This window comes from Lentzea sp. NPDC060358, assembly GCF_042725365.1.
Classification (GTDB): domain Bacteria; phylum Actinomycetota; class Actinomycetes; order Mycobacteriales; family Pseudonocardiaceae; genus Lentzea.
Genome location: NZ_JBHXCW010000105.1, coordinates 1 through 25275, shown reverse-complemented (window position 1 = coordinate 25275; position 25275 = coordinate 1). Strand labels below are relative to the sequence as shown.

Here is a 25275-nt window from a genome sequence, read left to right as displayed (position 1 = left end):
GCGAAGAACCGTTTCAGCGAAGAACTACGAAACAGCCGCGTGCGAGTGCTCGCCCACGTGCGCCGCCTTCGACAGCGCCGCCGACGAACGGGCCTCCGCGCGCTTCGAGCGCGGCGGCACGCCGTTGACGTCCTCGGTCGAGACGCCGTAGGCCGCCGTCACGAACGCGATGGCGCCCGCGTTGCGGCCCAGGGCCGTGCGGTCGATGTTGCCGAGGTTGTCGCACGCCGAGTGGTAGCACGGGTCGTAGGCGATGCCCGCCGTGCCGCCCCACTTCGCCGCCTGGGCCGCGGTCTTCACGCCCTCGGCGCCGGTGAACAGGCCACCGGCCGGGATGCCCTGCGCGATGAACTCGCCGTAGTCCGAACGACCGGAGAAGTCCGTGCCCTCGGTCGGGACGCCCTTGGCCGCGAAGTAGTCGGCGAAGGCCTTCTCGATCTGGGCCGAGCCGTACGGGCCCGCGCCCGCGCCGACGCCGTCGGAGTTGTCGCCGTCGTAGATGAAGTACGCGGCGTTCGGGGAGCCGACCATGTCGAAGTTCAGGTACAGCGCGATGTCCAGCTGCTGCTCGAACGTCAGCGACCGGACGTACTCGGTCGAGCCGATCAGGCCGCGCTCCTCGGCGCCCCACCAGGCGAACCGGACCGCGTTGTCGACCTTCGGGCTGGAACCGAGCTGCAGCGCGGTCTCCAGCAGGGCGGCGGAACCGGAACCGTTGTCGTTGATGCCGGGGCCGACCTCGACGCTGTCCAGGTGCGAGCCCGCCATCACGACGTTGTTCGCGCGGCCCGTGCGGGTCTGCGCGACGACGTTGCGCTGGGTGCGGGTCTCGGTGTGGAAGCGCATGTCGACGGTGACCGCGGAGCCCGCCCTGGCGGCGAGCGCGGTGCCGTCGGCCTGCGAGACGCCGCCGGTGGGGATCTTGCCGGGGTTGGTCAGCGTCACGTTGGACAGCGGGCCGGCGGTGTTGTTCGAGACCAGCACGGCGATGGCGCCCGCGGCGAACGCGTTGAGGTGCTTCTGCTCGAACGTGCAGCCGCCGCGGCGGATCAGGGCGACGGAGCCGGTGAAGTCCTGGCCCGCGAAGTCGGTGGCCTCGCAGCCGGTGGTGGCGTCCTCGGGGACGACGCGCAGCGGGCCCGTCACGCCGCCGACCGGGGTCTGCGGCGACTCGGTCATGATCAGTGCCTGGTAGTTCACGCCGGCGACGGTGGCCCGTTCGGCGTCGGTGACGGCGACGTCGAAGTCGAACGTCGGCGTGGAGACGATGAAGCCCTGGTCGCGGAGCTTGCCCGCGACGTAGTCGACGCTCGCGTCGTAGCCCGGGGTCAGGGCGGCGCGGTTGCCGCCGTTGCGGTCGGCGAGGCGCTGGAACGCGATCAGGTGCCGGTTGACGCCCTCGGTGGTGACCTTCTTGGCGAGCTTCTTCGCGAGGGCGGGACCAGCGGGTTCAGCCGCGGCGGACGCGGTGGCGGTAGGGGCTGCGACTAGTGCCGAGATGGCAAGCACAGTCGCCAGCTTGGTTCTGCCGGACATGGAACGTTCCCCTTCGTTCGAGATTCCAGCACCCTCACAAGAAGGAGACCCAGGACACAATCCTTCGGTCGGTGGGACCTCACGCCGTGAGCAGGTCGACACTCTCCGCGAGCCCCTCGACCTCGACGGCCCACTCGGGACGCACGAGGTTCGCGGCGTCCAGGCGGAGTCGCACGTGGTCGAGGCGTTCGCCGCGGGGTGCGGCGCTGAGCGTCCCGTCGTGCACGTAGCCGAGCTTCTCGCTGACGCGGTTCGACGCGTGGTTGCCGAGCCAGGCCGCCGAACGGGCGGCGGTCGCTCCCAGGTGGTCGAAGGCGAACTGCAGCACGGCGATCCGCATCTCCGTGCCGAGTCCGGTGCCGTGGAACCGCTTTCCGAGCCACGAGCCGGTGTTCACCTCGCGCAGCACGCCGAAGTTCTGCGCGTTCACCTCCTGCATGCCGACGACCCTGCCCTCGTGGCGGGCCAGGAAGGAGATCGCCCAGTCCTTCGCCGCGAACGTCGAGCGCGTCTGCCAGTAGTGCTTGATCATGTCCATGCCGCCGTCGGCGGCGAGCCAGTCCGTCCACGGCACGAGGAACGGCATCTCGTCCGGTTCGTGGACGCCTTCCTTCGCCACCTCGACGAGCTCGAACAGGCCCTCGTCGTCGTCCGGGCGCAGCTCGAGGCGCGGGGTGCGGAGAACCAGGTGTCGCAGAGGCCAGGGGTCCATGATCCGATGGTGCCGGAGGTGTCGAACGGTATTACGGTCGACCGCATGCGTGCCATCACCGTTCGCGAACCCGGCGGCCCGGACGTGCTCGAGTGGACGGAGGTCCCCGACCCCGTGCCCGGCCCCGGCGAGGTGCTGATCGACGTCGCGGCGAGTGCGGTCAACCGCGCGGACCTGTTGCAGCGCCAGGGCGTGTACCCGCCGCCGAAGGGCGCGTCGGAGATCATCGGCCTCGAGTGCTCCGGCACGATCGCCCAGCTCGGCGAGGGCGTCACGGGCTGGAGCGTCGGCGACGAGGTGTGCGCGCTGCTCGCCGGCGGCGGCTACGCGGAGAAGGTCGTCGTGCCAGCGCCGCAGGTGCTCCCGCTGCCGCAGGGCGTCGACGTCGTGACGGCCGCCGCGCTGCCCGAGGTGGCGTGCACGGTGTGGTCGAACGTCGTGATGGACGGCCGGCTCAAGCTCGGTGAGACGTTGCTCGTGCACGGCGGCGCGGGCGGCATCGGCACGCACGCCATCCAGGTCGCCAAGGCACTCGGCGCGACCGTCGCGGCCACGGCCGGGTCCGACGAACGCCTCGCGAAGTGCCGGGAGCTGGGCGCGGACCTCACCGTCAACTACCGGACGCAGGACTTCGTGGCCGAGGTGAAGAGCGCCGACGTCGTGCTCGACAACATGGGCGCCGCCTACCTGCCCCGCAACATCGACGTGCTCGCGCCGGACGGCCGGCTGATGATCATCGGCATGCAGGGCGGGGTGAAGGGCGAGCTGCCGATCGGGAAGCTGCTGGCCAAGCGCGCCACGGTGATGGCGGCCGGGTTGCGCGGTCGGTCGGTGGAGAACAAGGGCGCGATCGTCGCGCAGGTCCGCGAGCACCTGTGGCCGCTCGTCGGCAGCGGCGCCGTGCAGCCGATCGTCGGCAGGGTGGTGCCGATGTCCGACGCGGCGCAGGCGCACCGGCTGCTGGAGACCGGCGACGTGTTCGGCAAGGTCCTGCTCAGGCGGGAACGGTAGAGGTGCCCAGCGCGGTCCGGGGAGTCGTGCGGAACTCCAGCCCGAACTCCTCGGACCAGCGCGCCAGCACGGCCTGCTCGTCGGGCCGGTCCACGTCGTCGGCCAGCACGGTCGCGCCCGGCGCCAGCACGGCCCGCAGCACCGGCAGGGCCGGGTAGCGCGAGTCGCCGAACCCCGGGCCGTCCACCAGCAGCAGGTCCACCAGCCCGAACCGGTCGACGTACGCGAGCACCTCGTCGTGCACCTGCTGCGGCGCGTACCACTGGCCGTGGCGCGACAAGGCCGCCGGATGCCGCGACAACGGCGCGTGCACCACGCGGGCGACCGACCCCAGGCCTTCGCGTCGTAGTTGTGAAGCGACGAACGCGGCGGTGCGCTCGTCGTGCTCGATCGACAGCAGGTGCCCGAACCCGCGTTGCCGCACGAGCCTCGCCAGCAGGACGGACGTGGAGCCGCAGCCCAGCTGGACCAGGACGGTCCGCGCGCCGAGCACGATCTCGTCCATCACGGCGACGAGGGCGGACGGGCGCAGGTCGCCGGGGAGCCGGGGCAGGTACTCGGTGTCGAGCGACCGGATGCGCTGCAGGGCGGAGAGATCAGCCAGCTCACGGGCCAGCAGGTCGTCCAAGCCGGGATCTCCTCGGAGTGTCACGCCAGTTCGGCGACCGCCCTGACCAGGTCGTCCATCTCGACCGCGTTCGTGTAGTGCGCGAGCCCCACGCGGATGGCGCCGCCGATCTCGCCCACCCCCAGCACCGAGAACACCCCGTACTGGCCGGGGTCGGCGAACGCGCAGACGCCCCGCGACGCGAGGTGCTCGACGCCGTCCTGCGCCTTGACCCCCGTGATCGAGAACGCCAGCGCCGGCACCCGTCGCATGGCGTCGCCGATCACCATCACGTGCCGCAGCGAGCGCAGCTCGTTGATGAGGTTGGCGAGCAGCCCCGCCTGGTAGGCCTTCACGGAGCCGAGCGACGTGAGCAGGCGCTCCCGCCGCGTGCCGGACGCCGCGTCGTCCAGGTCCGCCAGGTACTCCACCGATGCAACGAGCCCGGCGAGCATCGGGTACGCGTGCGGCCCGAGCTCGAGCCGTTCCGGTCCGCGGGCGGCCGGGTCGACCGAGACCGACGGCAGCCGTTCCAGCACCGACGGGTCGCGGAACACCAGCGCGCCGACCGGCGGGCCGCCCCACTGGCCCGCGGACAGGGCGACCACGTCGGCGCCCATGCCAACGATGTCGAGCGGCACGAACGGCGCTGCCGAGGAGGCGTCGACGACCATCAGCGAGCCGTGCGCGCGGGCCGCGGCGGAGATCTTGCCGAGGTCCGGCCGGGTGCCGACGACGCCGGACGCGGCGGTGATGGCGATGAGCTTGGTGCGGTCGGTGACGAGCTCGTCGTACTGCCAGCTCGGCAGCTCGCACGTCTCGATGTCGATCTCGGCCCACTTGACGGCGCTGCCGGTGCGCTGGGTGGCGCGCAGCCACGGCGCGATGTTCGCCGGGTGGTCGAGCCGGGAGACCAGGACCTCGTCGCCCATGAACCAGTCGTCCGTCATGGCGTCGGCGAGGCGTTGCAGCAGCACCGCCGACGACGGCCCCAGCACCACTCCGGCGGGATCGGCGCCCACGAGGTCCGCCACGGCACGGCGGGCGGCGTCGACGATGCCCTGCGCGCGCTGGGAAGCGGGGAAGATGCCACCGGGGCCGGAGACGGGGGCGCGCAGCGCGGTGGAGACCGCGGTGGCGACCTGTTCGGGCACCTGCATGCCGGCCGGGGCGTCCAGGTGGACCCAGCCGTCACCGAGCGCGGGGAAGAGCCCCCGTACCCGTGCGACGTCGAACGCCATGACCCACACCGTACGTATGAACGCAAACGCGGTGTCGAGCAGCCCCACCCGGTTGACCGCGGAGAGACCGCAGACGCGAGGATGGAGACCATGAACCAGGAGCAGCCCGTCGTAATCGTCGGCGGCCAGGACGGCGACATCACCGACATGGTCGAGCAGCCGGCGAAGGTCATGCGGATCGGCACGATGATCAAGCAGCTGCTGGAGGAGGTGCGGGCGGCGCCTCTGGACGAGGCTAGCCGCAACCGCCTCAAGGAGATCCACAAGCGCTCGATCGAGGAGCTCGAGGACGGTCTCGCGCCGGAGCTGCGCGACGAGCTGGAGCGGCTGTCGCTGCCGTTCACCGAGGACGGCACCCCGTCCGACGCCGAGCTGCGGATCGCGCAGGCCCAGCTCGTCGGCTGGCTGGAGGGCCTCTTCCACGGCATCCAGACGGCGTTGTTCGCCCAGCAGATGGCGGCGCGGTCGCAGCTCGAGCACATGCGGGGGCGCGCGCTCCCGGCCGGCGGCGGCGACGGCACGGACAGCGGTCCTACCGGCAAGGGAACGGGGCAGTACCTCTAACCCGTTCGTGGGCCCTAGCATGCGGCCCACTACTCGGTGTGGTGTGAGGAGTCGAACGTGCTCGACAAGGTTCGCCGGAGCCTGCAACCCGGCTATGTCCGCAAGGCCCTCCGCGAGAAGCTGATGCGGGCGATCGACGAGGTCGTCCAGCCCTACCACGCGGTCCAGCAGGGGCGCATCGACGACCTCCAGCACCAGCTCAACGAGGCGATCCGCTACCAGGGCGACCGGCTCGCGGAGCTGACCGCGAACTTCGAGCACCGCGAACGCAGGGACCTGCTGTTCGCGGCCGAACGCGACGCCGCGGCGGACAGCGCCGGGTTCGCGCTCGAGAACATGCGGACCGCGCCGAACTTCCCGGACCCGCACGCCACGCTGCACCACGCGCTGAGCCTGCTCGACACCGACGGCATGGTCCTCGAGTTCGGCGTCTACACCGGCACCACGCTGAAGATCATCGCCAACGCCGCCGGCGGCCGCGAGGTCTACGGCTTCGACTCCTTCACCGGGCTGCCCGAGGACTGGCGGACCGGGTTCGAGGCGGGCGCGTTCGGCGTCGAGCAGCTCCCGGACGTGCCGGGCGCCGAGCTGATCGCGGGCTGGTTCGACGACACGCTGCCGGGCTTCGCGGCCGAGCACACCGGGCCCGTCGCGTTCCTGCACGTCGACTGCGACCTGTACTCCTCGACCAAGACGGTGCTGGAGCACGTGGGCTCGCGGCTGCGGACCGGGTCGGTCGTGCTGTTCGACGAGTACTTCAACTACCAGGGCTGGCGCGACCACGAGCACAAGGCCTGGACGGAGTTCGTGACCGAGACCGGCATCGAGTTCGACTACGCGGGGTATTCGTCCGACCACGAGCAGGTGATCGTGAAAATCACACGGGTACCGGGCGAATCCGGACGTTGACCTCCCCGTGACCGACCGGGGGCGAGGCCTCAGTGAACTCGCCGGTACGCTCAGTCCTCGTGCAAGCCACCAGTACGCTCGACCATCCCGAGGCACCCCCTGCCGCGAACTCCAGGACGTTCGCCCGCGCCTTCGAGGACATCAAGACGGCCTGGCAGCACCGGGAGCTGTGGGGCCATCTGGGCTGGCAGGACATCAAGCAGCGCTACCGCCGGTCGGTCATCGGGCCGCTGTGGATCACCATCTCGATGGGTACCACAGCGCTGGCCCTCGGCCTGCTGTACTCGCAGCTGTTCAACGAGGACATCGCGACGTTCCTGCCGTACGTCACCGTCGGTTTCGTCATCTGGGGTTTCATCCTCGGCTGCGTGAACGAGGGCACCGAGGTCTTCATCGCCAACGAGGGGCTGATCAAACACCTCCCGGCGCCGATCACGGTGCACGTGCTGCGGCTGGTGTGGCGGCAGACGCTGTTCTTCCTGCACAACCTCGTCGTCTACGTCGCGGTGCTGGCGATCTTCTTCACGACGCTGAGCCACCCGTACATGATGGGCAACGACCCGGAGATGAAGCCGGGCGTCAGCTGGGAGATCCTGCTCGCCATCCCCGGCTTCGCCCTGCTGGCGATCAACGGCGTGTGGATCTCGCTGCTCTTCGGCATCATCAGCACCAGGTTCCGCGACATCCCGCCGGTCGTGCACAGCTTCATCAACCTGGTGTTCTTCATGACGCCGATCGTCTGGCACGCCGGTGTCCTCAACAAGGTCAGCGGCGGCAACGGCGGCTGGCGCGTGCTCATCGCGGAGCTGAACCCGGTGTACCACTACCTCGAGGTCGTCAGGGCACCGCTGCTCGGCCACGTCATCGACTGGCACCACTGGGCGATCGTCGGCGGCCTCACGGTCGTCGGCTGGGCGCTCGCGCTCGTGGCGCTGCGCAACTGGCGCGCCCGCGTCTCGTACTGGGTCTAGAGGAGGTCGGCACACCATGGTCAGCATCAACGTCTGGAACGCGTCCGTCGACTTCCCGATCTTCGACGCGAAGTCGAGGTCGCTGAAGAAGCTCGCGCTCGGCAAGGTCGGCGGCAAGATCGGCTCCGAGGGCCGCGTCCCGATCATCGAGGCGCTGCACGACATCACGCTCTCGCTCAAGCACGGCGACCGCGTCGGCCTGGTCGGCCACAACGGCGCCGGCAAGTCGACGCTGCTGCGGCTGCTCGCGGGCATCTACGAGCCCACGCGCGGCAGCCAGCGGATCGTCGGCAAGGTCGCGCCGGTCTTCGACCTCGGCGTCGGCATGGACCCGGAGATCTCCGGGTACGAGAACATCATGATCCGCGGCCTCTTCCTCGGGATGACCCGCAAGGAGATGGAGAAGCGGGTCGACGACATCGCGGAGTTCACCGAGCTCGGCGACTACCTGTCGATGCCGCTGCGCACGTACTCCACGGGTATGCGGGTGCGCCTCGCGCTCGGCGTGGTCACGTCCATCGACCCGGAGATCCTGCTGCTCGACGAGGGCATCGGCGCGGTCGACGCGGCGTTCATGGCGAAGGCCCGCGACCGCCTCAAGGACCTCGTGAAGCGGTCCGGTCTGCTCGTGTTCGCGAACCACTCCGACGAGACGCTGCTGGACTTCTGCGACAGCGCGATCTGGATGGACGAGGGCCGCGTGAAGATGCACGGCGGGCTGCGCGAGGTGCTCACCGGGTACAAGGGCCACGACCCCTTCGAGCGCATGAGCCCCGAGGAGATCGCGAGGCTCGGCTACTCCTCTCCCGTCCTCAGCGGAAATGGCGGCGAATAGACCGTGAACCTCCAGGCACTGCCCAAGGGCTCCGTCGTCGCGGTGGTGGTGACCCGCCACCGCAGGGAGCTGCTCGCCGAGTCGCTCAAGGCGCTGGCCACCCAGACACGGGTCCCGGACCACCTGGTCGTCGTCGACAACGGTCCCGACCAGCCGGTCGACGACCTCGTGGAGCAGTGCCCGCTTCCCACGACCTACCTGCCGTCGCACCGCAACCTCGGTGGCGCCGGCGGGTTCGCGCTCGGCATCCTGCACGCGCTCTCGCTGGGCGCGGACTGGGTGTGGCTCGCGGACGACGACGGCCGGCCGGCCGACGAGAACGTGCTGGCCGTGCTGATGGAGGAGGCCGAACGGCGCAAGCTGGCCGAGATCTCGCCGGTGGTCACGAACATCGACTCCCCGGACAAGCTCGCGTTCCCGCTGCGCCGCGGCCTCACGTGGAAGCGCTCGGCGGCGGATCTCGGCACGGACTTCCTGCCGGGGATCGCCTCGCTGTTCAACGGCGCGCTGTTCCGCGCCTCGACGCTCGACGTGGTGGGCGTGCCGGACTACCGGCTGTTCTTCCGCGGCGACGAGGTGGAGATCCACCGCAGGATGGTCCGCTCCGGCCTGCCGTTCGGCACGTCGCTGCGGGTCGCCTACGTGCACCCGGACGGCTCGGACGAGTTCAAGCCGATGCTGGGCGGCCGGTTCCACGCGCAGGACCCGGAGAACCAGGTCAAGCGGTACTACACCTACCGCAACCGCGGCTACCTGCTGTCGCAGCCGGGCATGCGCAAGCTGGGCGCGCTGGAGGTGTTCCGCTTCGGGCTGTACTTCCTCGCCGTGAAGCGCGACCCGAAGGCGTTCGTCGAGTGGCTGAAGCTCGTGCGGCTCGGTCAGCGGGAGCGCTTCTTCCGCAAGTGAGCCGGGTCGAGGGGGCGGGGTCGTCGATCCCGCCCTGTGGCGACTTCGGGTAACCGCTCGCGCACCCGAGGTGATCGGAGTAAGACGGGACGCGTGATCTCCCGACGCAGACTCCTGTCCCTGGCCGGTGCGAGCGCGCTGCTGGCGGCCTGCGGTTCCAACACCGGCCGCGGAGGCGACGGCCAGGCCCTCAAGCAGTGGTACCACGCCTACGGCGAGCCGGGCGTGCAGGAAGCCGTGCAGCGCTACGCCGCGGCGTACACCAGGGTTCCCGTCCAGGTGCAGTGGAACCCCGGCGACTACGACTCGAAGCTCGCGACGAGCCTGCTCTCCGGCGGCGGACCGGACGTCTTCGAGTCCACCCCGCAGGTCAGCGCGGTCAGGGCGGGCCAGTACGTGCCGCTCGACGACCTCCTCGGTGACGCGAAGGACGACTTCACGAAGTCGATCCTCGACACGCACACCGTCGACGGGAAGGTCTACGGCATCCCGCAGGCCGTGGACATGCAGATGTTGTTCTACCGCAAGAGCATGTTCGCCGCGGCGGGCGTCCAGCCGCCGTCCACCGTGGACGAACTGGTCGACGCGTCCCGGCGGCTCACGAAGGACGGCGTCAAGGGGCTCTTCGCGGGCAACGACGGCGGTGGCGGCGTGCTGGGCGGGCCCGCGCTGTGGTCGGCGGGCCTCGACTACGTGCGCGAACACCAGGTCGGGTTCGACGACCCGGCCGCGGCGACGGCGATCGGCAAGCTCCGCGACCTCTACACGAGCGGCAGCCTGCTGCTCGGCGCGGTGAAGGACTGGGCGGAGCCGGACGCGTTCACGCAGGGGCTGGTCGCCATGCAGTGGACCGGGTTGTGGGCGGTGCCGGCCGTGCAGAAGGCGCTCGGCGACGACTTCGGCGTGCTGCCGTTCCCGAAGCTCACCGCGAGCGGTGCTCCCAGCGTGCCGGTCGGGGCGTTCGGCGCGATGGTCAACGCCAAGTCGAAGCAGGTCGAGGTGGCCAAGGACTTCGTGCGGTGGCTCTGGATCGGGCAGACCGAGTACCAGGAGGACTTCAACCTGAGCTACGGCTTCCACATCCCGCCGCGCGAGAGCATCGCGGCGAAGGCGTCGAAGCTGACCTCCGGTCCGGCGGCGGACGCGGTGGAGTTCGTGCGGGACAACGCGAAGGCGTCCAACCCGCCGGACTGGACCTCGGTGATGCGGACCGCGTTCAACGACGCCGTGTCGCGGGTGGTGCGCGACGGCGCCCCGGCCGACGCGGAGCTCAAGGGCGCGGCCTCGAAGGTGCGGGACGAGCTGAAGCGCCTGTACGGATGAGACGCGCTCGGGCGTTCTGGCTGTTCGTGGGCCCGTTCGCGGTGGGGCTGCTCGTGTTCGTCTACGTGCCCATCGGGTGGAGCCTGCTGCTGTCGTTCTTCGAGGCGCGCAACACGGTGACGCCCAGCGAGTTCGTAGGCCTGCGCAACTACGCCGACATGCTCACCGACGGGCCGTTCCTGGCGAGCATCGGCACGTTCAGCGTGTTCGCGGCGTTCATCGTGCCGCTGACGTTCGTGCTGGCGCTCGCGCTCGCGTTGCTGGTCAACCAGATCCGCTTCATGCAGGCGTTCTTCCGGTCGGTCTTCTTCCTGCCGACGGCGTGCTCGTACGTGGTGGCGTCGCTGGTCTGGAAGCTCTCGATCTTCAACGGCGTGCGGTTCGGCCTCGCGAACACGGTCCTGGGGTGGTTCGGCGCCGAGCCGGTGGCGTGGACGGTCTCGACGTCCCCGCCCTGGTACTGGCTGGTGCTCGTGACGCTGCGGCTGTGGCTGCAGCTGGGGTTCTACATGATCCTGTTCATCGCGGGCCTGCAACGGATCCCGCGGCACCTCTACGAGGCGGCGTGGATCGACGGCGCCGGCCGCGGCTGGCAGACGTTGCGGTACATCACGATGCCGCAGCTGCGCACGACGTCGGTGGCCGTGCTGCTGTTGCTGCTCATCGCGGCGTACCAGGCGTTCGACGAGTTCTACAACGTGCTGGGCACCGACCGCGGCTACCCGCCGTTCGCCCGGCCGCCGTTGATCTACCTCTACTACACGGCCCTGGGGTCGGGTGGGCAGGACTTCGGCCACGGCAGCGCGGGCGCGGTGCTCCTGACCCTGCTGATCGCCGGCGTGACGCTGGTGCAGGGGCGGGTGATCACGCGGTGAAGGCCCTCCGGTACCTGGCGCTGTCGATGGCGGCGGTGCTGTTCCTCGTGCCGTTCTACCTGGTGCTGCGCAACGGGCTGGCGACCGAGCAGGAGATCACCTCGCCGGACTGGACGTTCTGGCCGGCCGAGGTCCGCTGGGAGAACTTCGCGGAGCTGTTCGCCGACCCCGCGGTGCCGCTCGTGCGCAGCATGGTCAACTCGCTCGTCGTCGCCGTGCTGCAGACCGCCGGGCAGCTGCTGCTGTGCGGCCTCGCGGGGTACGGGCTCGCGCGCATCCCCTACCGGTACGCGAACGTGGTGCTGTACCTGGTGGTCGCGACGCTGATGATCCCGGCGGCGGTGACGTTCGTGCCGACGTTCGTGGTGGTCTCGACGCTCGGCTGGGTGTCGGACCTGCGCGGGCTCGTGGTTCCCGGTCTCTTCAGCGGTTTCACGACCTTCCTGTTCCGCCAGTACTTCCTGACCTTTCCGCGGGAGCTCGAAGAGGCGGCGCGGATCGACGGGCTCGGGCACTGGGGCACGTACTGGCGGATCGTCGTGCCGAACTCGAAGGGGTTCTTCGCCGCGCTGGGTGTCATCGCGTTCGTGACGAGCTGGAACCAGTTCCTGTGGCCGTTGGTGATCGCGCAGGACCAGGACTCGTGGACCGTGCAGGTCGCGTTGTCGACGTTCCTGACCTCGCAGTCGATCGACGTCGTGCAGCTCTTCCTCGCGGCGGCGGTGTCGGTCCTGCCGCTCGTCGTCGTTTTCCTCGCTTTGCAGCGGTGGCTGGTGCGCGGGGTGACGGAAACCGGCGTGAAGGGCTGAGAGAAAAGCGAAAAGGCCCGGCCGTCAATGCGGCCGGGCCTTTCTGCACACCATTGATCAGTCGTCGAGCGAGCCGTTCAGCGGCTTGTTCTCCGTGAAGAACGGCGCGATCTTGTTGTCGAACACCGTGAGCGCCGACCCGATCGCCATGTGCATGTCGAGGTACTTGTAGGTGCCCAGGCGACCACCGAAGATCACGTTGCGCTGGGCGGCCTCCGCCTTCGCGAGCTCGCGGTAGCGCTCGAGCTTGGTGCGGTCCTCGGCCGTGTTGATCGGGTAGTACGGCTCGTCGTCCTTCTCCGCGGCGCGGGAGAACTCGCGGACGATGACCGTCTTGTCCGACGGGTACTCGCGCTCCGGGTGGAAGTGGCGGAACTCGTGGATGCGGGTGTACGGGACGTCCGCGTCGTTGTAGTTCATGACCGGCGTGCCCTGGAAGTCGCCGATCGGCAGGACTTCCTGCTCGAAGTCGAGCGTGCGCCAGCCGAGCCAGCCCTCGGAGTAGTCGAAGTAGCGGTCCAGCGCGCCCGTGTAGACGACCGGGACACCCGCGGGGATCTCGTCACGCACCTCGAAGTAGTCCGTGGAGAGCTTCACGTCGATGTTCGGGTGGTCCGCCATCTTCTCGAGCCACGCGGTGTAGCCGTCCTTCGGCAGACCCTCGTAGGTGTCGTTGAAGTAGCGGTTGTCGAAGTTGTAGCGCACCGGCAGGCGGGCGATGACCGCCGCGGGCAGCTCCTTCGGGTCCGTCTGCCACTGCTTGGCGGTGTAGTCCCTGATGAACGCCTCGTAGAGGGGGCGGCCGACCAGCGAGATCGCCTTCTCCTCGAGGTTCTTCGCGTCCTTCGAGTCGATCTCGGAGGCCTGCTCCGCGACCCACGCCCGCGCGTCCTCCGGCGACATGTAGCGGCCGACGAACTGGGACAGCAGGCCGAGGCCCATCGGGAACTGGTAGGCCTGACCGGCGTGCATCGCGAACACGCGGTGCTGGTAGCCGGTGAACTCCGTGAACTGGTTGACGTAGTCCCACACGCGCTTGTTGGAGGTGTGGAACAGGTGCGCGCCGTAGCGGTGCACCTCGATCCCGGTCTCCGGTTCCTTCTCGGAGTAGGCGTTCCCACCGATGTGGTCGCGCCGTTCGATCACCAGCACGCGCTTGTCGAGTGTGCTGGCGGCGCGTTCGGCGACGGTGAGGCCGTAGAAACCAGATCCGACGACAACGAGGTCATAACCCGCGAGGTTCACGCCCGCAGATTACAAGGACCCCCCGGCGCGAATTCGCCGAGGGGCCCTTGCCACGAATTGATCTCGGATCAGAGAACGGAACGCGGCATCTTCGGCTTCGGGTTGAAGGCGATGCCCTCGACGACCTTGCGGAAGAGCTTGGCCCGAATGGACCAGGGCACGTTGCCGTGGCGCAGACCCTGCACCAGCCGGGCGAGGAACTTGAGCCAGGACACCGGGTTCTCGTGGTGCAGGCGGAACGACGACTCGTTGCGCGCGCCGTACTCGAACTTCCACAGGTTCGACGCGTTGGCGTCGCCGAAGTTCACGCCGCGGTTCACGCCGAGGTCGTGGACGACGACGCTGCGCAGCACCTGCACGCCGGGGCCCGCCTTGGTGATGCGCAGGGTGTACTCCTGGTCGTCGAACCAGATGAAGTACTCCGTGAGCGGCAGGCCGAACTTGGTGAGCGCCCAGCGCGGGAACAGCACCGAGACGAACGAGCAGTGCGTGACCAGGACGTTCTCCTGGCCCTTCGCGATCAGCTTGCCCCAGTCCCAGGTGGTGCCCGGGTTGTTCATCTCGCAGATGTTGCCGTCGACCCACTTGACGAGCGAGCAGGCGTACGGGAGCTGCATGCCCATGGCCTCTTCGGCCTTGGCGTGCCCGTTGATGAGCTCCTCGAGGGCGTCCGAGTTGGCGTAGCAGTCGTCATCCATGATCCAGATGAAGTCCGCGCCGAGCTCGTAGCTCTTGTTCATGCCGGTCGCGAAACCACCCGCGCCACCGGTGTTGTCCTTGAGCCGCACGACGACGACGCCGTCGATCTGCTCGTACTCCTTGAGCACCTCGTCGGTGCCGTCGGTGGAGGCGTTGTCGACGACGACGAGCCACTCGGGCCGGCGGGTCTGCGCGAGGACGTGGTCGAGGACCTTTGTGAGCTTGTCCTTGCGGTTGTAGGTGACGACAACGGCGGCGACAGTGCTCACTTGAGCCATCCTTGGTAGAGGTCGCGCGTCCAGTCCTCGGCACGCGGCAGCTTCGCGAAGGCCTCGGCCTTGGCGGCCTGCTCGTCGAGCCAGGTCTTGCGCTGGTCGGGAGAGGTCATCATGGTGCGGATCCGGGCCGCGGCGGCCTGGACGAAGGCGTAGGGGTGACGCGGGCACAGCAGGTCGTCGGCGATCAGCGACGACTGCGAGCCGACGTCCGCCGACACGACGGGCACGCCCGCTGCCGTCGCTTCGAAGGACGTGAGGGTGAGCCCCTCGTTGTCCGATGAGATGACGAGCACGTCGGAGTCGCGGAAGGTGTCGCTCACCGGGTGGTCGGCACCGCGCAGCTCGACGGCACCGCCCAGGCGGGCGACGAGGCTGTTCACCTCGGCGGCCAGCTCTCCGTGGCCGTGGACGATGAACCGCACCTCGCGCGGCGAGTTCTTCTTCAGCTCGGCGGCGAGCTGCAGGAAGAGGTACGGGCGCTTCTGCTGGGTGAACCGGCCGACGAACGCCACCGTGAACGGGTTGCTCTCGGTCTCCCCGGAGCCGCCCACCGCGATGGAGCCGGTGGTGAGGCCCGCGAGCGTGGCGAAGACGACCTTGTCGGCGTTCAGGCCGTGCTTGCCGATCAGGTAGTCGCGCAGCTGCGGCGAGATCACGTGGTGCTGGTCGACCATGTTCGACAGCCGCACCGAGATGTCGACGAACCCGCCGGTGCGCCACTCGAGCACGTGCAGCGAGTCGACGACCGGGATGTCCGGGCGGATCGACTTGATCCACGGCAGCTTGTCGTAGAGCCACGTGCAGTGGTGCAGGTGGATGCCCCGCACGTCGTAGGTCGACAGCAGGCCGTTGAGGAACGCGGACTCCTGCTTCGGGTCGAGCGGCAGCGTCAGCGGGACGACGAGCGCGCCGTCGAGCTCGGGACGCGTGATCCACTCCTGCGCGGAGTCGCGGTCGGTGACCACGATCGGCGTGAAGCCGGCCTCCTTGGCGAGGCGGATCGTGTCGACCGCCCAGCGCTCGGCACCGCCCAGCTCCAGCCAGTGCAGGCCGAAGAGGATGGCCGGCGTGTCGCCGTGCGCGGTGGCCGTGGCGCCGCGGGACAGCCGGATCGGCGCCTTGCGCGGCACGTCGCGGCCCTTGCGCTCGACCATGTCCGTGCGGAACTGGCGCAGCGCGTCGAACTGGACGGGCGCGAGGAACCGGACGGCCTTGCGGGCCTTGCCGAGGACACCGGTCAGCTGGTGGTAGGCCGTGACCGACTGCGGGGCGCCGCCGACGTCGACGGCGATGTCGACGAGCCCGTCGGACGGCGAGTGGTCGGCGGTGGTGTGCACGAGACTGCGCACCACCAGGGAACCGACGACCTCGCGGTCGTCCTCCCACTCGATCGTCGTGCGGTCCTCGTCGGTCAGCGCGGGCATCGTGCCCGCCGGTCCGCGCAGCACCGTGAGGCGGAAGGTCTGCCCCGGTCCTGCCAGCGCGTAGAAGTTGGCGGCGCCCTCGACGAGGCGGCGTTCCCGGCCGTCGAGGAGAGCTTCGCCGTCGCTCAGGCCGACGCCGCTGTCGTCGAGCACCTCGAACACAGCGGTCGGCTTCTGGTTTCTTGGCTTGTCCGTCACGTCTCTCGGGTGGGGTCGATCCACGCTCACCGCGAATGGGGAGCCGAGCGAAGCCGATGGTACCGGCACTCACACGGAGGCCCCGCGCAAGCATCCAACTAGACCGTTCGGCCCAGCGACCGTGACTCCGCGTTGACGAAAACTTCAGCAAACTCTCGGGATAGCCCGATCGTGGTGGCATCCTCCCCCGGTCCGCGACGCAACGCGGTCATCCCTGCGCTCTCCATCGCGACTCTCCCCCGACGCGCGCGATGTGGTCGAGCCGCAGCCCGGCTCACCTCCCGAGGACGCACATGGCACAGCTCACCCACGCCGGCTACCTGGCGCTGCGAAGATTCCCGGCCCTCGACGGACTGCGCGCCGTCGCCGCGGTGATGGTGGTGTTCGAGCACTTCGGCGGCAAGACGTGGCACCCCGTCGCGGGCTGGCTGGGCGTCCAGCTGTTCTTCGTGCTCTCCGGTTTCCTCATCACGACCCTCGCCCTGCGCGAGGAGGGCCGCAAGGGCCGCGCATCGGTGCGGAACTTCTACCTGCGGCGCGTGTTCCGGCTCATGCCGGTCTACTACGTCGTGCTCGGCGCGACGGCGTTGCTCTACTACTGGCGCGACGAGTGGCAGCTGACGGCGATGGCCGAGGTCCTGCCCTACTACGCGACGTTCAACAACGAGTACATCGCCTACGGGCACGTCTTCGGCCACTCGTGGACGCTCGCGATCGAGCAGAAGTTCTACCTGGTGTGGCCGCTGCTCGCGTTCGCCGCCGGCGTGGTCCCGCTGCGCAGGCGGCTCGGCATCGCGTTCGGCGCGATCGCCCTGCTCGTCGCCGCGATGACCGTGCCCTTCTACACCCACGGCACGTCGTCCTACGTCGTCATCCTCATGGGCTGCGTGCTGGCGATCGTGCTGCACGACCCGAAGGGCTTCGCCGTGCTGCGCGGCCTGACCCGGCCGTGGCTGGGCTTCGTCTTCCTGCCGCTGCTGGTCGTCGTGCAGTTCTCCGCGCCGTGGCAGATCGGGCTCACCGGTTCCGACACGTCGGCGGTCCTCTCCTACGCCGTCGTGATGTGCCTGCTGCTGCCGAGCGTGCTCGGGGGCGGGCCGCTCGTGCGGTTCTTCAGCACCCGGCCGATGGCGTTCGTCGGCGAGCGCTCCTACTCCCTCTACCTCGTGCAGCAGTTCGCGGCGATGTTCGTGATGGCGACGTTCCCGATGTTCCGGGTCGAGCGCACGTTCACCGCGCTCGTCGTGACGGTGGTGGCGCTGCTGATCGCGGACCTGCTCTTCCGCTGGGTCGAGCAGCCGATGATCGAGGTCGGCCGCCGGGTCGTCGCCCGGCTCGGCCGGCGGGCGGAGGCCGGGAAGAACGCGCAGGTCGCCGAGCCGGTCGTGCTCGAACCGGTGCCCCTGCCGGTGCCGAATCCGGCCTGAGCCGTGGCCAGTACCCTCAGCGCCATGCCTGCACCGGCCAACGGCGTCAGCCCGAAGTTCGTGTCCGCTCGCGGTGAGATCCTGCCCCTCACCGGCCTGCGCATCGTCGCGGCGCTGTGGGTCGTGGTGTTCCACCTGAGGGGCAACATCGCGAGCGAGTACCCCGGTGTGGCCAAGGTGCTGTGGCCGATCCTGCACAACGGCGACCTCGGCGTCGACCTGTTCTTCGGGCTGAGCGGGTTCGTGCTCACGCTCAACTACGTCGACAAGATGGGCCACCGGATCGACCGGGCGAAGACCCGGATGTTCTTCTGGGCGCGCCTGTCCCGCGTGTGGCCCGTCTACTTCGTGACGCTGAACATCGCCGCGCTCTGGCACGGCGGCCTGCTGGCGCTGGGCAGCGACGACCCCGTGGCGCCCGACGAGTTCACGGTCATCAGCTACCTGCGGCAGCTGTTCATGGTCGTGCTGTGGACCTCACCGGACGCGGACCGGCTGACCTGGAACGGCCCGGCGTGGTCGGTCAGCGCCGAGTGGTTCGTCTACTGCCTGTTCCCGTTCATCGTGCTGCTGCTCGCCCGCGTCGGCCGGGTGACCCGCAACCGCCAGCTCATGGTGCTCGCGATGGTCGCCGTGTTCCCCGTCGTGATCTTCACGGCGGCCGGCGGCGGCCTCTACGGCATCGACTACACGTGGATGATGCGCCTGCTCGGCGCGTTCGTCGCGGGCAGCCTGATGTGCCTGGTGCTGCGCCGCATCCCGCGCACCCGCCAGACCGACCGCGCGGGCACGATCTGGTCGTACGTCCTGCTCGTGGCCCTGGTCGCCGTCCTCTACGGCGCGCACGCGATCGACCGGCCGAACGCCGCCGTGGTCGTCGTCTTCCTCTTCCCGCCGCTGCTGCTCGCCCTGGCGCTCGCCAGCGGTGGTCCCGCGCGGCTGCTGTCGTACCAGCCGGTCGTGACCGGCGGGCACTACTCGTACAGCGTCTACCTCGTGCACATGCTGATCATCGAGGTCGTCTGGAAGGCGCAGGCCGTGTGGCCGGGCGTCCTCGGTGGCGGGCAGCTCGCGTTCCACGTCCTCGTGCCGCTGCTGCCGGTCGTCGTCTGCGTGGCGGGCTACCTGATGTGGCGGTTCGTCGAGGAACCCGCGCGCAAGAAGATGCGGCGCATGGTCGACACCCCGCTCGCGCCGGTGACCGTCTCGCCGCCGCCGGTGGAGCCGGTCGGCGATCGGGTGCCCGAAAAGGTCTGATCGGCCCGGCGAATACAGTGGGTCTCGTCCCGCGTGCTCAGCGGGTCTACTGAAAGGCAAACCCGATGAGTGCCCAGGCAAGCGTGTTGGGCGTCCTGCTGCCCCTGTTGCTGGTTCCCGGTCTGCTGATCGGGCTGGCGGCGGGGCTGCGCGGATGGGTCCTGGCCGCGACCGCGCCGTTGCTCACCTACGGCGTCGTCGCCGTGGCGGGGCCGGTCGTCCCGGTGCTGCTCGGGCGGTGGTCGATCTGGGGCATGCTGCTCGCGACCGCGGTGATCGCCCTGGTCGTGCTGGGCACGCGGCTGCTGACCCGCCGCTGGAGCGGTGCCGAGCCCAGGATCGTGCCGTGGGCGCTGTGGCAGCACGCGGGCATCGCGGGCGCCGTCCTGGCCGCCGCCGCGATCGGCGTGTTCATCACCGCACGCGCGACGCACGGGCTGACGGACGTGCACCAGTTCTGGGACGCGATGTTCCACGCCAACGCGGTGCGGTTCATCGAGGAGACCGGTCAGTCGAACCCGCCGGCCCTGCGCAACATCAACGACTTCGCCAACACGGGCTTCTTCTACCCCAACGGCTTCCACGTGGTGGCCGCCACCGCGCTGGGCATCACCGGCGCGCCGATCACCGTCGTGCTGAACTCGATGGCCGCCGTGCTCGCCGGTCTGCTGTCGCTGAGCGTCGCCGCCGTCGTCCGGGTGGCCGGCGGCCGTCCGCTGCTGGCCGGGGCGACCGCGCTGGCCGCCGCGATGTTCTCCGCCTTCCCGTACGACCTCGAGTTCTTCGGCCCGATCTGGCCGTTCGGCACGGGCCTCGCGCTGATGCCCGCGTTCCTGGCCATGTTCATCACCATGCTGGACCGCCGCCGCTGGTCGCTGGTGCTGCCCGCGGCCGTCGGGTTCTGCGGCCTCGTCTCGCTGCACCCCAGCGTGACGCTGACCGGCATGATCTTCGGGACCTGCTACCTCGTGCAGCGCTGGATCCAGGCGCGCAAGGTGTCGCTGCCCGAGCTCGGCCTGCTGCTCGTCACCGGTGTCATCGCCGGGATCAACGCGGTGCCGCAGCTGCTCGGCATGGCGGGCACGGCGTCGAGCGGCACGTTCGAGTGGCCGCTGTACGCCAACGCCGCCGACGCGCTCGGGCAGCTGTTCTTCCTCGGCCACGAGGCGCAGCGCCCGCAGTGGTGGCTGGTCGCGCTGATGATCCTCGGCGTCGTCGGGATCAAGGGCCTGCGGCCGATGTACTGGTGGCTCGCCGGCGGCCTGGTCTTCTCCGGCCTGTTCGTGCTGACCACGTCGTACAAGGGCCCGCTCGTCGCGCTGCTCACCGGCTTCTGGTGGAACGACCGGTGGCGCTTCGCCGCCATCGTCGTGGTCGCCATGACCGTCCTCGCCGGACACGGCGTCGTCGTCGCCCGCGACGGCCTGGTGGCGCTGTTCCGCCGCCTGCCCGCGGGCAACGCGCTGTGGTTCCGCCTCGCGGCCGCGGTCGTGGTCGTGGGCCTGCTGTTCGTGCTGACCGACGGTTTCTACCGCGCGCGCAACGTGCAGCGCATCGCCGGCGCCTACACCGGCCCACCGACCGTCACGAGCGCCGAGAAGGAGGCCATGGACCGCCTCCCGGCGCTGGTCGGCAAGGACGACCTGGTGATGAACGACGCGGCCGACGGCTCGGCGTGGATGTGGGCCCTCGACGAGGTGCGCCCGGTCTTCGGCCACGCGCTGAACGGCAAGGCGGAGCCGAAGGTGGTCGGCGACGACCGCGCGGAGCTGTTCACGTCGTTCAACAAGATCGACACCGACAGCGAGGTCCGCGACATCGTCGGCCGGCTCAAGGTCACCCACGTCTTCGAGGGCTGGGGCTTCGCGGCGCCGGGCATCGAGCGGGCGCCGGGCATGCGCGACCTCGACAAGGTCAAGTCGCTGGAGCTCGTCTACAGCAACGCGCAGGCCAAGATCTACAAGATCCGCCTGGACCAGGTGCCGACGGCACCCTGACCAGCGGTGGCGTGCCGGTCGCGGGCTGAGCGGACCGGCACCGCCGCCGTCACCAGCGGCGGTTCGCCACCTGCACGCCCAGCCACGCGGCGTGCTTGAGGGCCACGGTCGCGCTGCTCACGCCGATGCGCTTCGCCACCGACTGCTTGCTCTTCAGCAGCAGCTTGGTCGCCGGGCCGAGCAGGCCGCCGCGCGAGTACTGGGTGGGGTGCACGCGGTAGCCGAGGAGCTCCTCGCCGATCACGTCGCCGTCGGCCTTCGCGAGCAGCCGCAGCCACAGGTCGTAGTCCTCCAGCCGGACCAGGCGCGGGTCGAAGCCGCCCACCTCGGTCGCGAGCTGCTTGCGGACCACGATCGTCGAGGTGATCAGCGGGTTGAACAGCAGCATCGTGCGGGCGACCTCGGCGCGGCCGGTGACCGAGTGCAGTTCGCCCACGCGCGCACCGGCGGGGTCGATCTTGTGCGCCCACGCGCCCACCAGGCCCAGGTCGGGCTGCTCGGTGAGCACCTGCACCTGGCGGGCCAGGCGGTCCGGGGTGCACAGGTCGTCGGCGTCGAGGAACGCCACCAGGTCGTGCTTCGCCGACTCGAGGCCGATGTTGCGGCCGACGGCCGGGCCGCTGCGGGGCGCGGGCGTCAGGTGCACCTGGACGCGGTCGCCGAGCACCTCGGCGGCGGCGCGGTTCTGCTCGCACTCGCCGTCGAGGACCAGCACGACCTCCCACTCCTCGTGGGTCTGCGCGGCCACCGACCGCAGCGTCTCCTCGAGGAACGAGTTCTCGGGCGCACTGGGAATCACCACGGAGACGGGCGAAGTCATGGTCGTACAGTAGGGGAGCCTCCCCACCCGTCCGAGAGGGCCTTCCACACCGTGACCACGGCAGCTCCCACCCCCACCGGACCGACGCGGCTCGGCGCGGTGAAGCGGATGGTGTCGACGGGGATCTCCCAGTCCGCCGTCGCGCTGGACCAGCTGGTGTTCAGCGCCATCACGTTCGCCGTGCAGCTGGTCGCCGCGCCGGTGTCGACCGACGCCGAGTTCGGCGTGTTCTCGCTGATCGCGATCGTGCAGATCGGGCAGTGGTACCTCGGCCGCGCGATCGGCGCCGAGCCGTTGCTGGTCGCGAAGACGGTGGGCTCGAACGACACGCGGGGCGTGCGCGGTGCCGCCTCGGCCTCGCTGCTCGTCGGCGTGGCCATCGGCGTCGGCTGCCTGGTCGTGGCGCTGTTCGTCAGCGGACCCGCGCGCACGTTGCTGCTGATCCAGGCGTTCGCGTCGCCGTTCACGGCCGTGCTGGACCACTCTCGGTACGTCAACTACGCCAAGCAGAAGCCGATGCGCGCGCTCTTCACAGACGCGGCGTGGCTGCTGCTGTTCCTCGCCGCGGTCGGCACGGCGATCCTGGTCGGCGAGCTGAACGCGACCGGCACCTACCTGCTGTGGGCGCTGGCCTGCGTGCCGCTGGCCGTGGTGGCGGTCGTCATCACCGGCACGCCGTTCTCGTTCGCCGCGGTGCAGGACTGGGTCCGGGCGCGGCGCGCGCTGCTGCCGGGCTTCCTCATCGACGCCGTCTACCTGACGGCGGGCACCTGGGCGACGTTCGGCGTCACGACCCTGGTGACCGGCCTCGACGGCCTGGGCCTGCTGCGCAAGGCGCTCATCCCGGTCACCGCGCTGACCGTGCTGTTCATCGGCATCAGCAACTCGCTGCTCGCCCACCTCGCCGGCCGCACGCCGCGCGAGGTCGTCCGCGCCCCGATGCTCGTCTCCGGTGCCGCCGCGGTCGTGAGCGCGGTGGCCGCGCTGCTCACCCTGGTCGCGCCGGCGGGCTTCATGACGACCGCGCTGGGCACGCCGTGGGACGGTCTGCGCCCGGTCGTGCTGCTGCTGCTCGTGTACGCGTTCCTGCTGGCCACGGCCCAGACGGCGATGGTCGCGGCCAAGGCGAGCGGGCGGGCGTGGCTCGGGCCGCGGGTGCGCACCGTGCAGTTCGTGACGGAGCTGGCACTGGTCGCGTCGCTCGGCTTCTGGCTCGGCGTGACCGGCGTGGCGCTGGGCATGACGATCGCCTGGCTCGTGGCCGCGGCCCTGGCGTGGGGCGGCGTGCTGCGGCACGGCGACTCCCCCGCCGAGCCCGCGACCGACGCCGCCTGAGCGGGCGGCTAGGGTCTGCGCCGTGCACCTGGTCGACATGCCGGCCTACTACCCGCCGCACAAGGGCGGCGTGGAGGCCTACGCCCACGAACTGCACCGCCGCCTCCTCGAGGCGAACCCGGACCTGCGGATCACCGTCTTCACCTCCGCCATCGGCGCGCCCGCCGGCACCGAGCACCTCGGTGACCGGTGGAAGGTCGTGCGCTGGCCGGGGTTCGAGATCATCTCGCACTACCCGCTGCCCAACCCCGGCTTCACGAAGCGCCTGCGCGCGGAGTGCGGGCCGGACACGGTGCTGATGACGCACACGCGGTTCTACTGGCCGCACGTGTGGGCGTCGCTGTTCGCCAAGCGCGCCAAGCTGCGGCGGCTGCACGTCGAGCACGGGTCGAGCCCGGTGCAGAGCGGCAACGCGTTCGTGCGCTTCGTCGCGTTCCTGGTCGACGCGCTGACGAGCCAGCCGGTGCTGCGCTGGGCGGACGAGGTCGTGTCGGTCTCCGGGTCCGCCGGCGAGTTCGTGAAGAGCCTCGCCGGACGTGACGCCAAGGTGCTGCACCGCGGCATCGAACTGCCGGACGACCTGGTCGCGCAGCCGGTCGAGGAGCCGCCGACGGTCGTCTACGTCGGCCGGCTGATCAACGGCAAGGGGGTGGCGGACCTGCTCAACGCCACCGCCGAGGTGCACCGCCGGGGGCTTGCGCTCAGGCTGCGCCTGCTCGGCGACGGCCCGAACGCGCAGGAGCTCAAGGCGCTCACGGCCCAGCTGGGCCTGGGCGAGCACGTCGAGTTCGTCGGCGCGGTCGACCACAACACGGCGCTCGCCGAGATGGCGCGCGGCACGGTGTTCGTGAACCCGAGCTGGACCGAGGGCCTGCCGACGACCGTGCTGGAGGCGGCGGCGATCGGCTGCACCGTCGTCGCGACCGACGTCGGCGGCACCGCGGAGATCATCACCGACGGCGTCACCGGCCGGCTGGTGCCCGCGCGCGACGTCCCGGCGCTCGCGACCGCGCTCGAGGCCGCGGTGCGCGACCCGGAGCGGGTGGCCAAGGCCGCCAAGCTCAGGGAGATCACCAGGCAGAACTTCGACTGGGACGCGGCCGTCGCCGAGTTCACCGGTTTGCTGGCTGGCGGCGGTGCCGCGAAGCCCGCGCGCTAGCCTTGTCCACGTCCCCCCGAAATTCACTCTTGCCTGGAGGCACCAGTGGCGGACCAGTCTGACGTCTGGCTGGTCGTACCGGTCTACAACGAGGCACAGGTGATCGCGGACGTCGTGCGCCACGCGCTCGAGACGTTCCCGAACATCGTCTGCGTCGACGACGGTAGCCGGGACGGTTCGGCAGACGCCATCCGCTCGTCGGGTGCGCACCTGGTCCAGCACCCGGTCAACCTCGGCCAGGGTGCGGCACTGCAGACCGGCGTGGAGTACGCGCGCAGCCAGCCGGGCGCCGAGTACTTCGTGACCTTCGACGCGGACGGCCAGCACCAGGTCCACGACGTGCTGAAGCTGCTCGAGCGCCTGCGCGCGGAGCCGTTCGACATCATCGTCGGCACCCGCTTCAAGGGCGACGACTCGCACATCCCGCTGATCAAGCGCGTCGTGCTGAAGACGGTCGTCGCGGTCAGCCCCCGGCTGCGCAAGCTCAAGCTCTCCGACGCGCACAACGGCCTGCGGGTGTTCAACAAGAAGGTGGCCGACGAGATGGCCATCACCCTCAACGGCATGGGCCACGCGTCCGAGATCGTCGAGATGATCGCCCGCAAGGACTGGCGGGTCACCGAGGAGCAGGTGGAGATCCTCTACACCGAGTACTCGATGTCGAAGGGCCAGTCGCTGATCAACGGCGTCAACATCCTGTTCGACTCCGCTCTCAAGACCAGTTCGAGGCGCTGACCATGTTGATCCAGTTCCTGCTCATCCTCGCCGTCGTCGTGCTGCTGGTGCTGTTCCTGCGCCACCACGGCACGACGAAGACCGCGGCCGGGGTCAAGATCGGCTTCGTGCTGTTCATGGTGCTCGGCGCCGTCGCCGTGATCCGGCCGCAGGAGGTGTCGCGGGTCGCCGAGTGGGTCGGCGTCGGCCGCGGTACCGACCTCATGCTGTACGGCCTGATCGTGGCGTTCGGCTTCGCGACGATCAACACGTACCTGCGCTTCAAGGAGCTGGAGCTGCGCTACGCGCGGCTCGCCAGGGCGATCGCGATCCGCAGCGCCGAGACGCCGGTCGACGTCGACGAGAAGAACGCGGCCTGACCGCTCCCGGACACCGATCGGCCCCGTCCCGCACGTGCGGGAC

24 protein-coding genes are annotated in these 25275 nt (G+C 69.9%); 16 read left to right on the top strand and 8 right to left on the bottom strand.

Translation table 11 applies throughout. The annotated features are described in order from the left end of the window. Positions 1-24: 24 nt before the first annotated feature. Positions 25-1536: a M28 family metallopeptidase gene (locus ACFWGZ_RS22285; protein ID WP_382453477.1), complete on the bottom strand. Its 1512-nt coding sequence runs from the start codon at positions 1534-1536 to the stop codon at positions 25-27. A gap of 79 nt (positions 1537-1615) precedes the next feature. After that, the gene (locus ACFWGZ_RS22280) at positions 1616-2248 is read right to left on the bottom strand and encodes a GNAT family N-acetyltransferase (protein ID WP_382453476.1); all 633 of its coding nucleotides are present in this window, start codon (positions 2246-2248) and stop codon (positions 1616-1618) included. Between the two features lie 45 nt (positions 2249-2293). Here ACFWGZ_RS22280 and ACFWGZ_RS22275 point away from each other — a divergent pair, with 45 nt between their 5' ends. Next, positions 2294-3259: an NAD(P)H-quinone oxidoreductase gene (locus ACFWGZ_RS22275; protein WP_382453475.1), complete on the top strand. Its 966-nt coding sequence runs from the start codon at positions 2294-2296 to the stop codon at positions 3257-3259. Here ACFWGZ_RS22275 and ACFWGZ_RS22270 read toward each other — a convergent pair. Together ACFWGZ_RS22270 and ACFWGZ_RS22265 are read right to left on the bottom strand one after the other, a co-directional pair. Then, on the bottom strand, positions 3243-3887 hold the full coding sequence (locus ACFWGZ_RS22270; RefSeq protein ID WP_382453474.1) for a class I SAM-dependent methyltransferase: 645 nt from the start codon (positions 3885-3887) through the stop codon (positions 3243-3245). The two genes, ACFWGZ_RS22275 and ACFWGZ_RS22270, sit on opposite strands and share 17 nt — an antisense overlap. A 20-nt stretch (positions 3888-3907) precedes the next feature. Continuing rightward, on the bottom strand, positions 3908-5107 hold the full coding sequence (locus tag ACFWGZ_RS22265) for a cysteine desulfurase-like protein (RefSeq protein WP_382453473.1): 1200 nt from the start codon (positions 5105-5107) through the stop codon (positions 3908-3910). Positions 5108-5197: 90 nt separating this feature from the next. On the opposite strand from ACFWGZ_RS22265, the gene ACFWGZ_RS22260 reads away from it, so the two are divergent. The 8 genes from ACFWGZ_RS22260 to ACFWGZ_RS22225 all read left to right on the top strand — a co-directional run bounded on the left by ACFWGZ_RS22260 (position 5198) and on the right by ACFWGZ_RS22225 (position 12299). Next, a complete protein-coding gene (locus ACFWGZ_RS22260; protein ID WP_382453472.1) occupies positions 5198-5671 on the top strand; it encodes a bacterial proteasome activator family protein in 474 nt (157 codons plus the stop codon). A 57-nt stretch (positions 5672-5728) separates the two neighbouring features. After that, the gene (locus ACFWGZ_RS22255; protein WP_382453471.1) at positions 5729-6580 is read left to right on the top strand and encodes a class I SAM-dependent methyltransferase; all 852 of its coding nucleotides are present in this window, start codon (positions 5729-5731) and stop codon (positions 6578-6580) included. A gap of 59 nt (positions 6581-6639) precedes the next feature. Continuing rightward, positions 6640-7551 (top strand): ABC transporter permease, encoded by a 912-nt coding sequence (locus ACFWGZ_RS22250; protein ID WP_382453470.1) that lies wholly within the window; start codon positions 6640-6642, stop codon positions 7549-7551. 16 nt (positions 7552-7567) lie between these two features. Then, positions 7568-8386, top strand: a complete 819-nt coding sequence (locus ACFWGZ_RS22245) for an ABC transporter ATP-binding protein (RefSeq protein WP_330850916.1) — start codon at positions 7568-7570, stop codon at positions 8384-8386. 3 nt (positions 8387-8389) lie between these two features. Further along, positions 8390-9292 (top strand): glycosyltransferase, encoded by a 903-nt coding sequence (locus tag ACFWGZ_RS22240; protein ID WP_382453469.1) that lies wholly within the window; start codon positions 8390-8392, stop codon positions 9290-9292. Positions 9293-9385: 93 nt separating this feature from the next. After that, positions 9386-10615, top strand: a complete 1230-nt coding sequence (locus ACFWGZ_RS22235; protein WP_382453468.1) for an ABC transporter substrate-binding protein — start codon at positions 9386-9388, stop codon at positions 10613-10615. Next, a complete protein-coding gene (locus ACFWGZ_RS22230; RefSeq protein ID WP_382453467.1) occupies positions 10612-11490 on the top strand; it encodes a carbohydrate ABC transporter permease in 879 nt (292 codons plus the stop codon). The genes ACFWGZ_RS22235 and ACFWGZ_RS22230 overlap by 4 nt, the downstream gene beginning before the upstream one ends. A 26-nt stretch (positions 11491-11516) precedes the next feature. Then, positions 11517-12299 carry a carbohydrate ABC transporter permease gene (locus ACFWGZ_RS22225; RefSeq protein ID WP_382453478.1) on the top strand — a complete coding sequence of 261 codons (783 nt, stop codon included), beginning with the start codon at positions 11517-11519 and terminating at the stop codon, positions 12297-12299. A 57-nt stretch (positions 12300-12356) separates the two neighbouring features. Here ACFWGZ_RS22225 and glf read toward each other — a convergent pair whose 3' ends face one another. The 3 genes from glf to ACFWGZ_RS22210 all read right to left on the bottom strand — a co-directional run bounded on the left by glf (position 12357) and on the right by ACFWGZ_RS22210 (position 16143). Then, complete coding sequence (gene glf / locus ACFWGZ_RS22220; RefSeq protein WP_330850921.1) at positions 12357-13544, bottom strand: UDP-galactopyranose mutase; 1188 nt, start codon at positions 13542-13544, stop codon at positions 12357-12359. Positions 13545-13612: 68 nt separating this feature from the next. Beyond that, on the bottom strand, positions 13613-14521 hold the full coding sequence (locus tag ACFWGZ_RS22215; protein WP_382453466.1) for a glycosyltransferase: 909 nt from the start codon (positions 14519-14521) through the stop codon (positions 13613-13615). After that, the gene (locus ACFWGZ_RS22210) at positions 14509-16143 is read right to left on the bottom strand and encodes a glycosyltransferase (RefSeq protein ID WP_382453465.1); all 1635 of its coding nucleotides are present in this window, start codon (positions 16141-16143) and stop codon (positions 14509-14511) included. The genes ACFWGZ_RS22215 and ACFWGZ_RS22210 overlap by 13 nt, the downstream gene beginning before the upstream one ends. 293 nt (positions 16144-16436) lie before the next feature. Between ACFWGZ_RS22210 and ACFWGZ_RS22205 the strand changes: the two genes are divergently transcribed. From ACFWGZ_RS22205 to ACFWGZ_RS22195, 3 genes are all read left to right on the top strand, one after another. Further along, entirely contained in the window at positions 16437-17570 is a 1134-nt protein-coding gene (locus ACFWGZ_RS22205) for an acyltransferase family protein (protein ID WP_382453464.1), read from the top strand. Positions 17571-17594: 24 nt separating this feature from the next. After that, complete coding sequence (locus tag ACFWGZ_RS22200) at positions 17595-18827, top strand: acyltransferase family protein (protein WP_382453463.1); 1233 nt, start codon at positions 17595-17597, stop codon at positions 18825-18827. A gap of 65 nt (positions 18828-18892) precedes the next feature. Further along, positions 18893-20824 carry a DUF6541 family protein gene (locus ACFWGZ_RS22195; protein ID WP_382453462.1) on the top strand — a complete coding sequence of 644 codons (1932 nt, stop codon included), beginning with the start codon at positions 18893-18895 and terminating at the stop codon, positions 20822-20824. A gap of 49 nt (positions 20825-20873) precedes the next feature. On the opposite strand, the gene ACFWGZ_RS22190 is transcribed toward ACFWGZ_RS22195, so the two are convergent. Then, the gene (locus tag ACFWGZ_RS22190; protein WP_382453461.1) at positions 20874-21644 is read right to left on the bottom strand and encodes a glycosyltransferase; all 771 of its coding nucleotides are present in this window, start codon (positions 21642-21644) and stop codon (positions 20874-20876) included. 51 nt (positions 21645-21695) lie between these two features. On the opposite strand from ACFWGZ_RS22190, the gene ACFWGZ_RS22185 reads away from it, so the two are divergent. From ACFWGZ_RS22185 to ACFWGZ_RS22170, 4 genes are read left to right on the top strand one after another with little or no spacing between them, the layout of a single operon-like run. Further along, positions 21696-22979: a hypothetical protein gene (locus tag ACFWGZ_RS22185; protein ID WP_382453460.1), complete on the top strand. Its 1284-nt coding sequence runs from the start codon at positions 21696-21698 to the stop codon at positions 22977-22979. A 22-nt stretch (positions 22980-23001) separates the two neighbouring features. Next, a complete protein-coding gene (locus tag ACFWGZ_RS22180; protein ID WP_382453459.1) occupies positions 23002-24138 on the top strand; it encodes a glycosyltransferase family 4 protein in 1137 nt (378 codons plus the stop codon). Positions 24139-24183: 45 nt separating this feature from the next. Further along, a complete protein-coding gene (locus ACFWGZ_RS22175) occupies positions 24184-24873 on the top strand; it encodes a glycosyltransferase family 2 protein (RefSeq protein ID WP_382453458.1) in 690 nt (229 codons plus the stop codon). Between the two features lie 2 nt (positions 24874-24875). Continuing rightward, positions 24876-25232, top strand: a complete 357-nt coding sequence (locus ACFWGZ_RS22170) for a DUF2304 domain-containing protein (protein ID WP_382453457.1) — start codon at positions 24876-24878, stop codon at positions 25230-25232. Positions 25233-25275 lie beyond the last annotated feature (43 nt).

Coding starts and splice junctions, on each gene's coding strand:
- ACFWGZ_RS22275 (WP_382453475.1), top strand. CDS start 2,294: ATGCGTGCCATCACCGTTCGCGAACCCGGCGGCCCGGACGTGCTCGAG.
- ACFWGZ_RS22190 (WP_382453461.1), bottom strand. CDS start 21,644: ATGACTTCGCCCGTCTCCGTGGTGATTCCCAGTGCGCCCGAGAACTCG.
- ACFWGZ_RS22195 (WP_382453462.1), top strand. CDS start 18,893: ATGAGTGCCCAGGCAAGCGTGTTGGGCGTCCTGCTGCCCCTGTTGCTG.
- ACFWGZ_RS22205 (WP_382453464.1), top strand. CDS start 16,437: ATGGCACAGCTCACCCACGCCGGCTACCTGGCGCTGCGAAGATTCCCG.
- ACFWGZ_RS22285 (WP_382453477.1), bottom strand. CDS start 1,536: ATGTCCGGCAGAACCAAGCTGGCGACTGTGCTTGCCATCTCGGCACTA.
- ACFWGZ_RS22170 (WP_382453457.1), top strand. CDS start 24,876: ATGTTGATCCAGTTCCTGCTCATCCTCGCCGTCGTCGTGCTGCTGGTG.
- ACFWGZ_RS22280 (WP_382453476.1), bottom strand. CDS start 2,248: ATGGACCCCTGGCCTCTGCGACACCTGGTTCTCCGCACCCCGCGCCTC.
- ACFWGZ_RS22200 (WP_382453463.1), top strand. CDS start 17,595: ATGCCTGCACCGGCCAACGGCGTCAGCCCGAAGTTCGTGTCCGCTCGC.
- ACFWGZ_RS22225 (WP_382453478.1), top strand. CDS start 11,517: ATGGCGGCGGTGCTGTTCCTCGTGCCGTTCTACCTGGTGCTGCGCAAC.
- ACFWGZ_RS22260 (WP_382453472.1), top strand. CDS start 5,198: ATGAACCAGGAGCAGCCCGTCGTAATCGTCGGCGGCCAGGACGGCGAC.
- ACFWGZ_RS22265 (WP_382453473.1), bottom strand. CDS start 5,107: ATGGCGTTCGACGTCGCACGGGTACGGGGGCTCTTCCCCGCGCTCGGT.
- ACFWGZ_RS22215 (WP_382453466.1), bottom strand. CDS start 14,521: ATGGCTCAAGTGAGCACTGTCGCCGCCGTTGTCGTCACCTACAACCGC.
- ACFWGZ_RS22230 (WP_382453467.1), top strand. CDS start 10,612: ATGAGACGCGCTCGGGCGTTCTGGCTGTTCGTGGGCCCGTTCGCGGTG.
- ACFWGZ_RS22245 (WP_330850916.1), top strand. CDS start 7,568: ATGGTCAGCATCAACGTCTGGAACGCGTCCGTCGACTTCCCGATCTTC.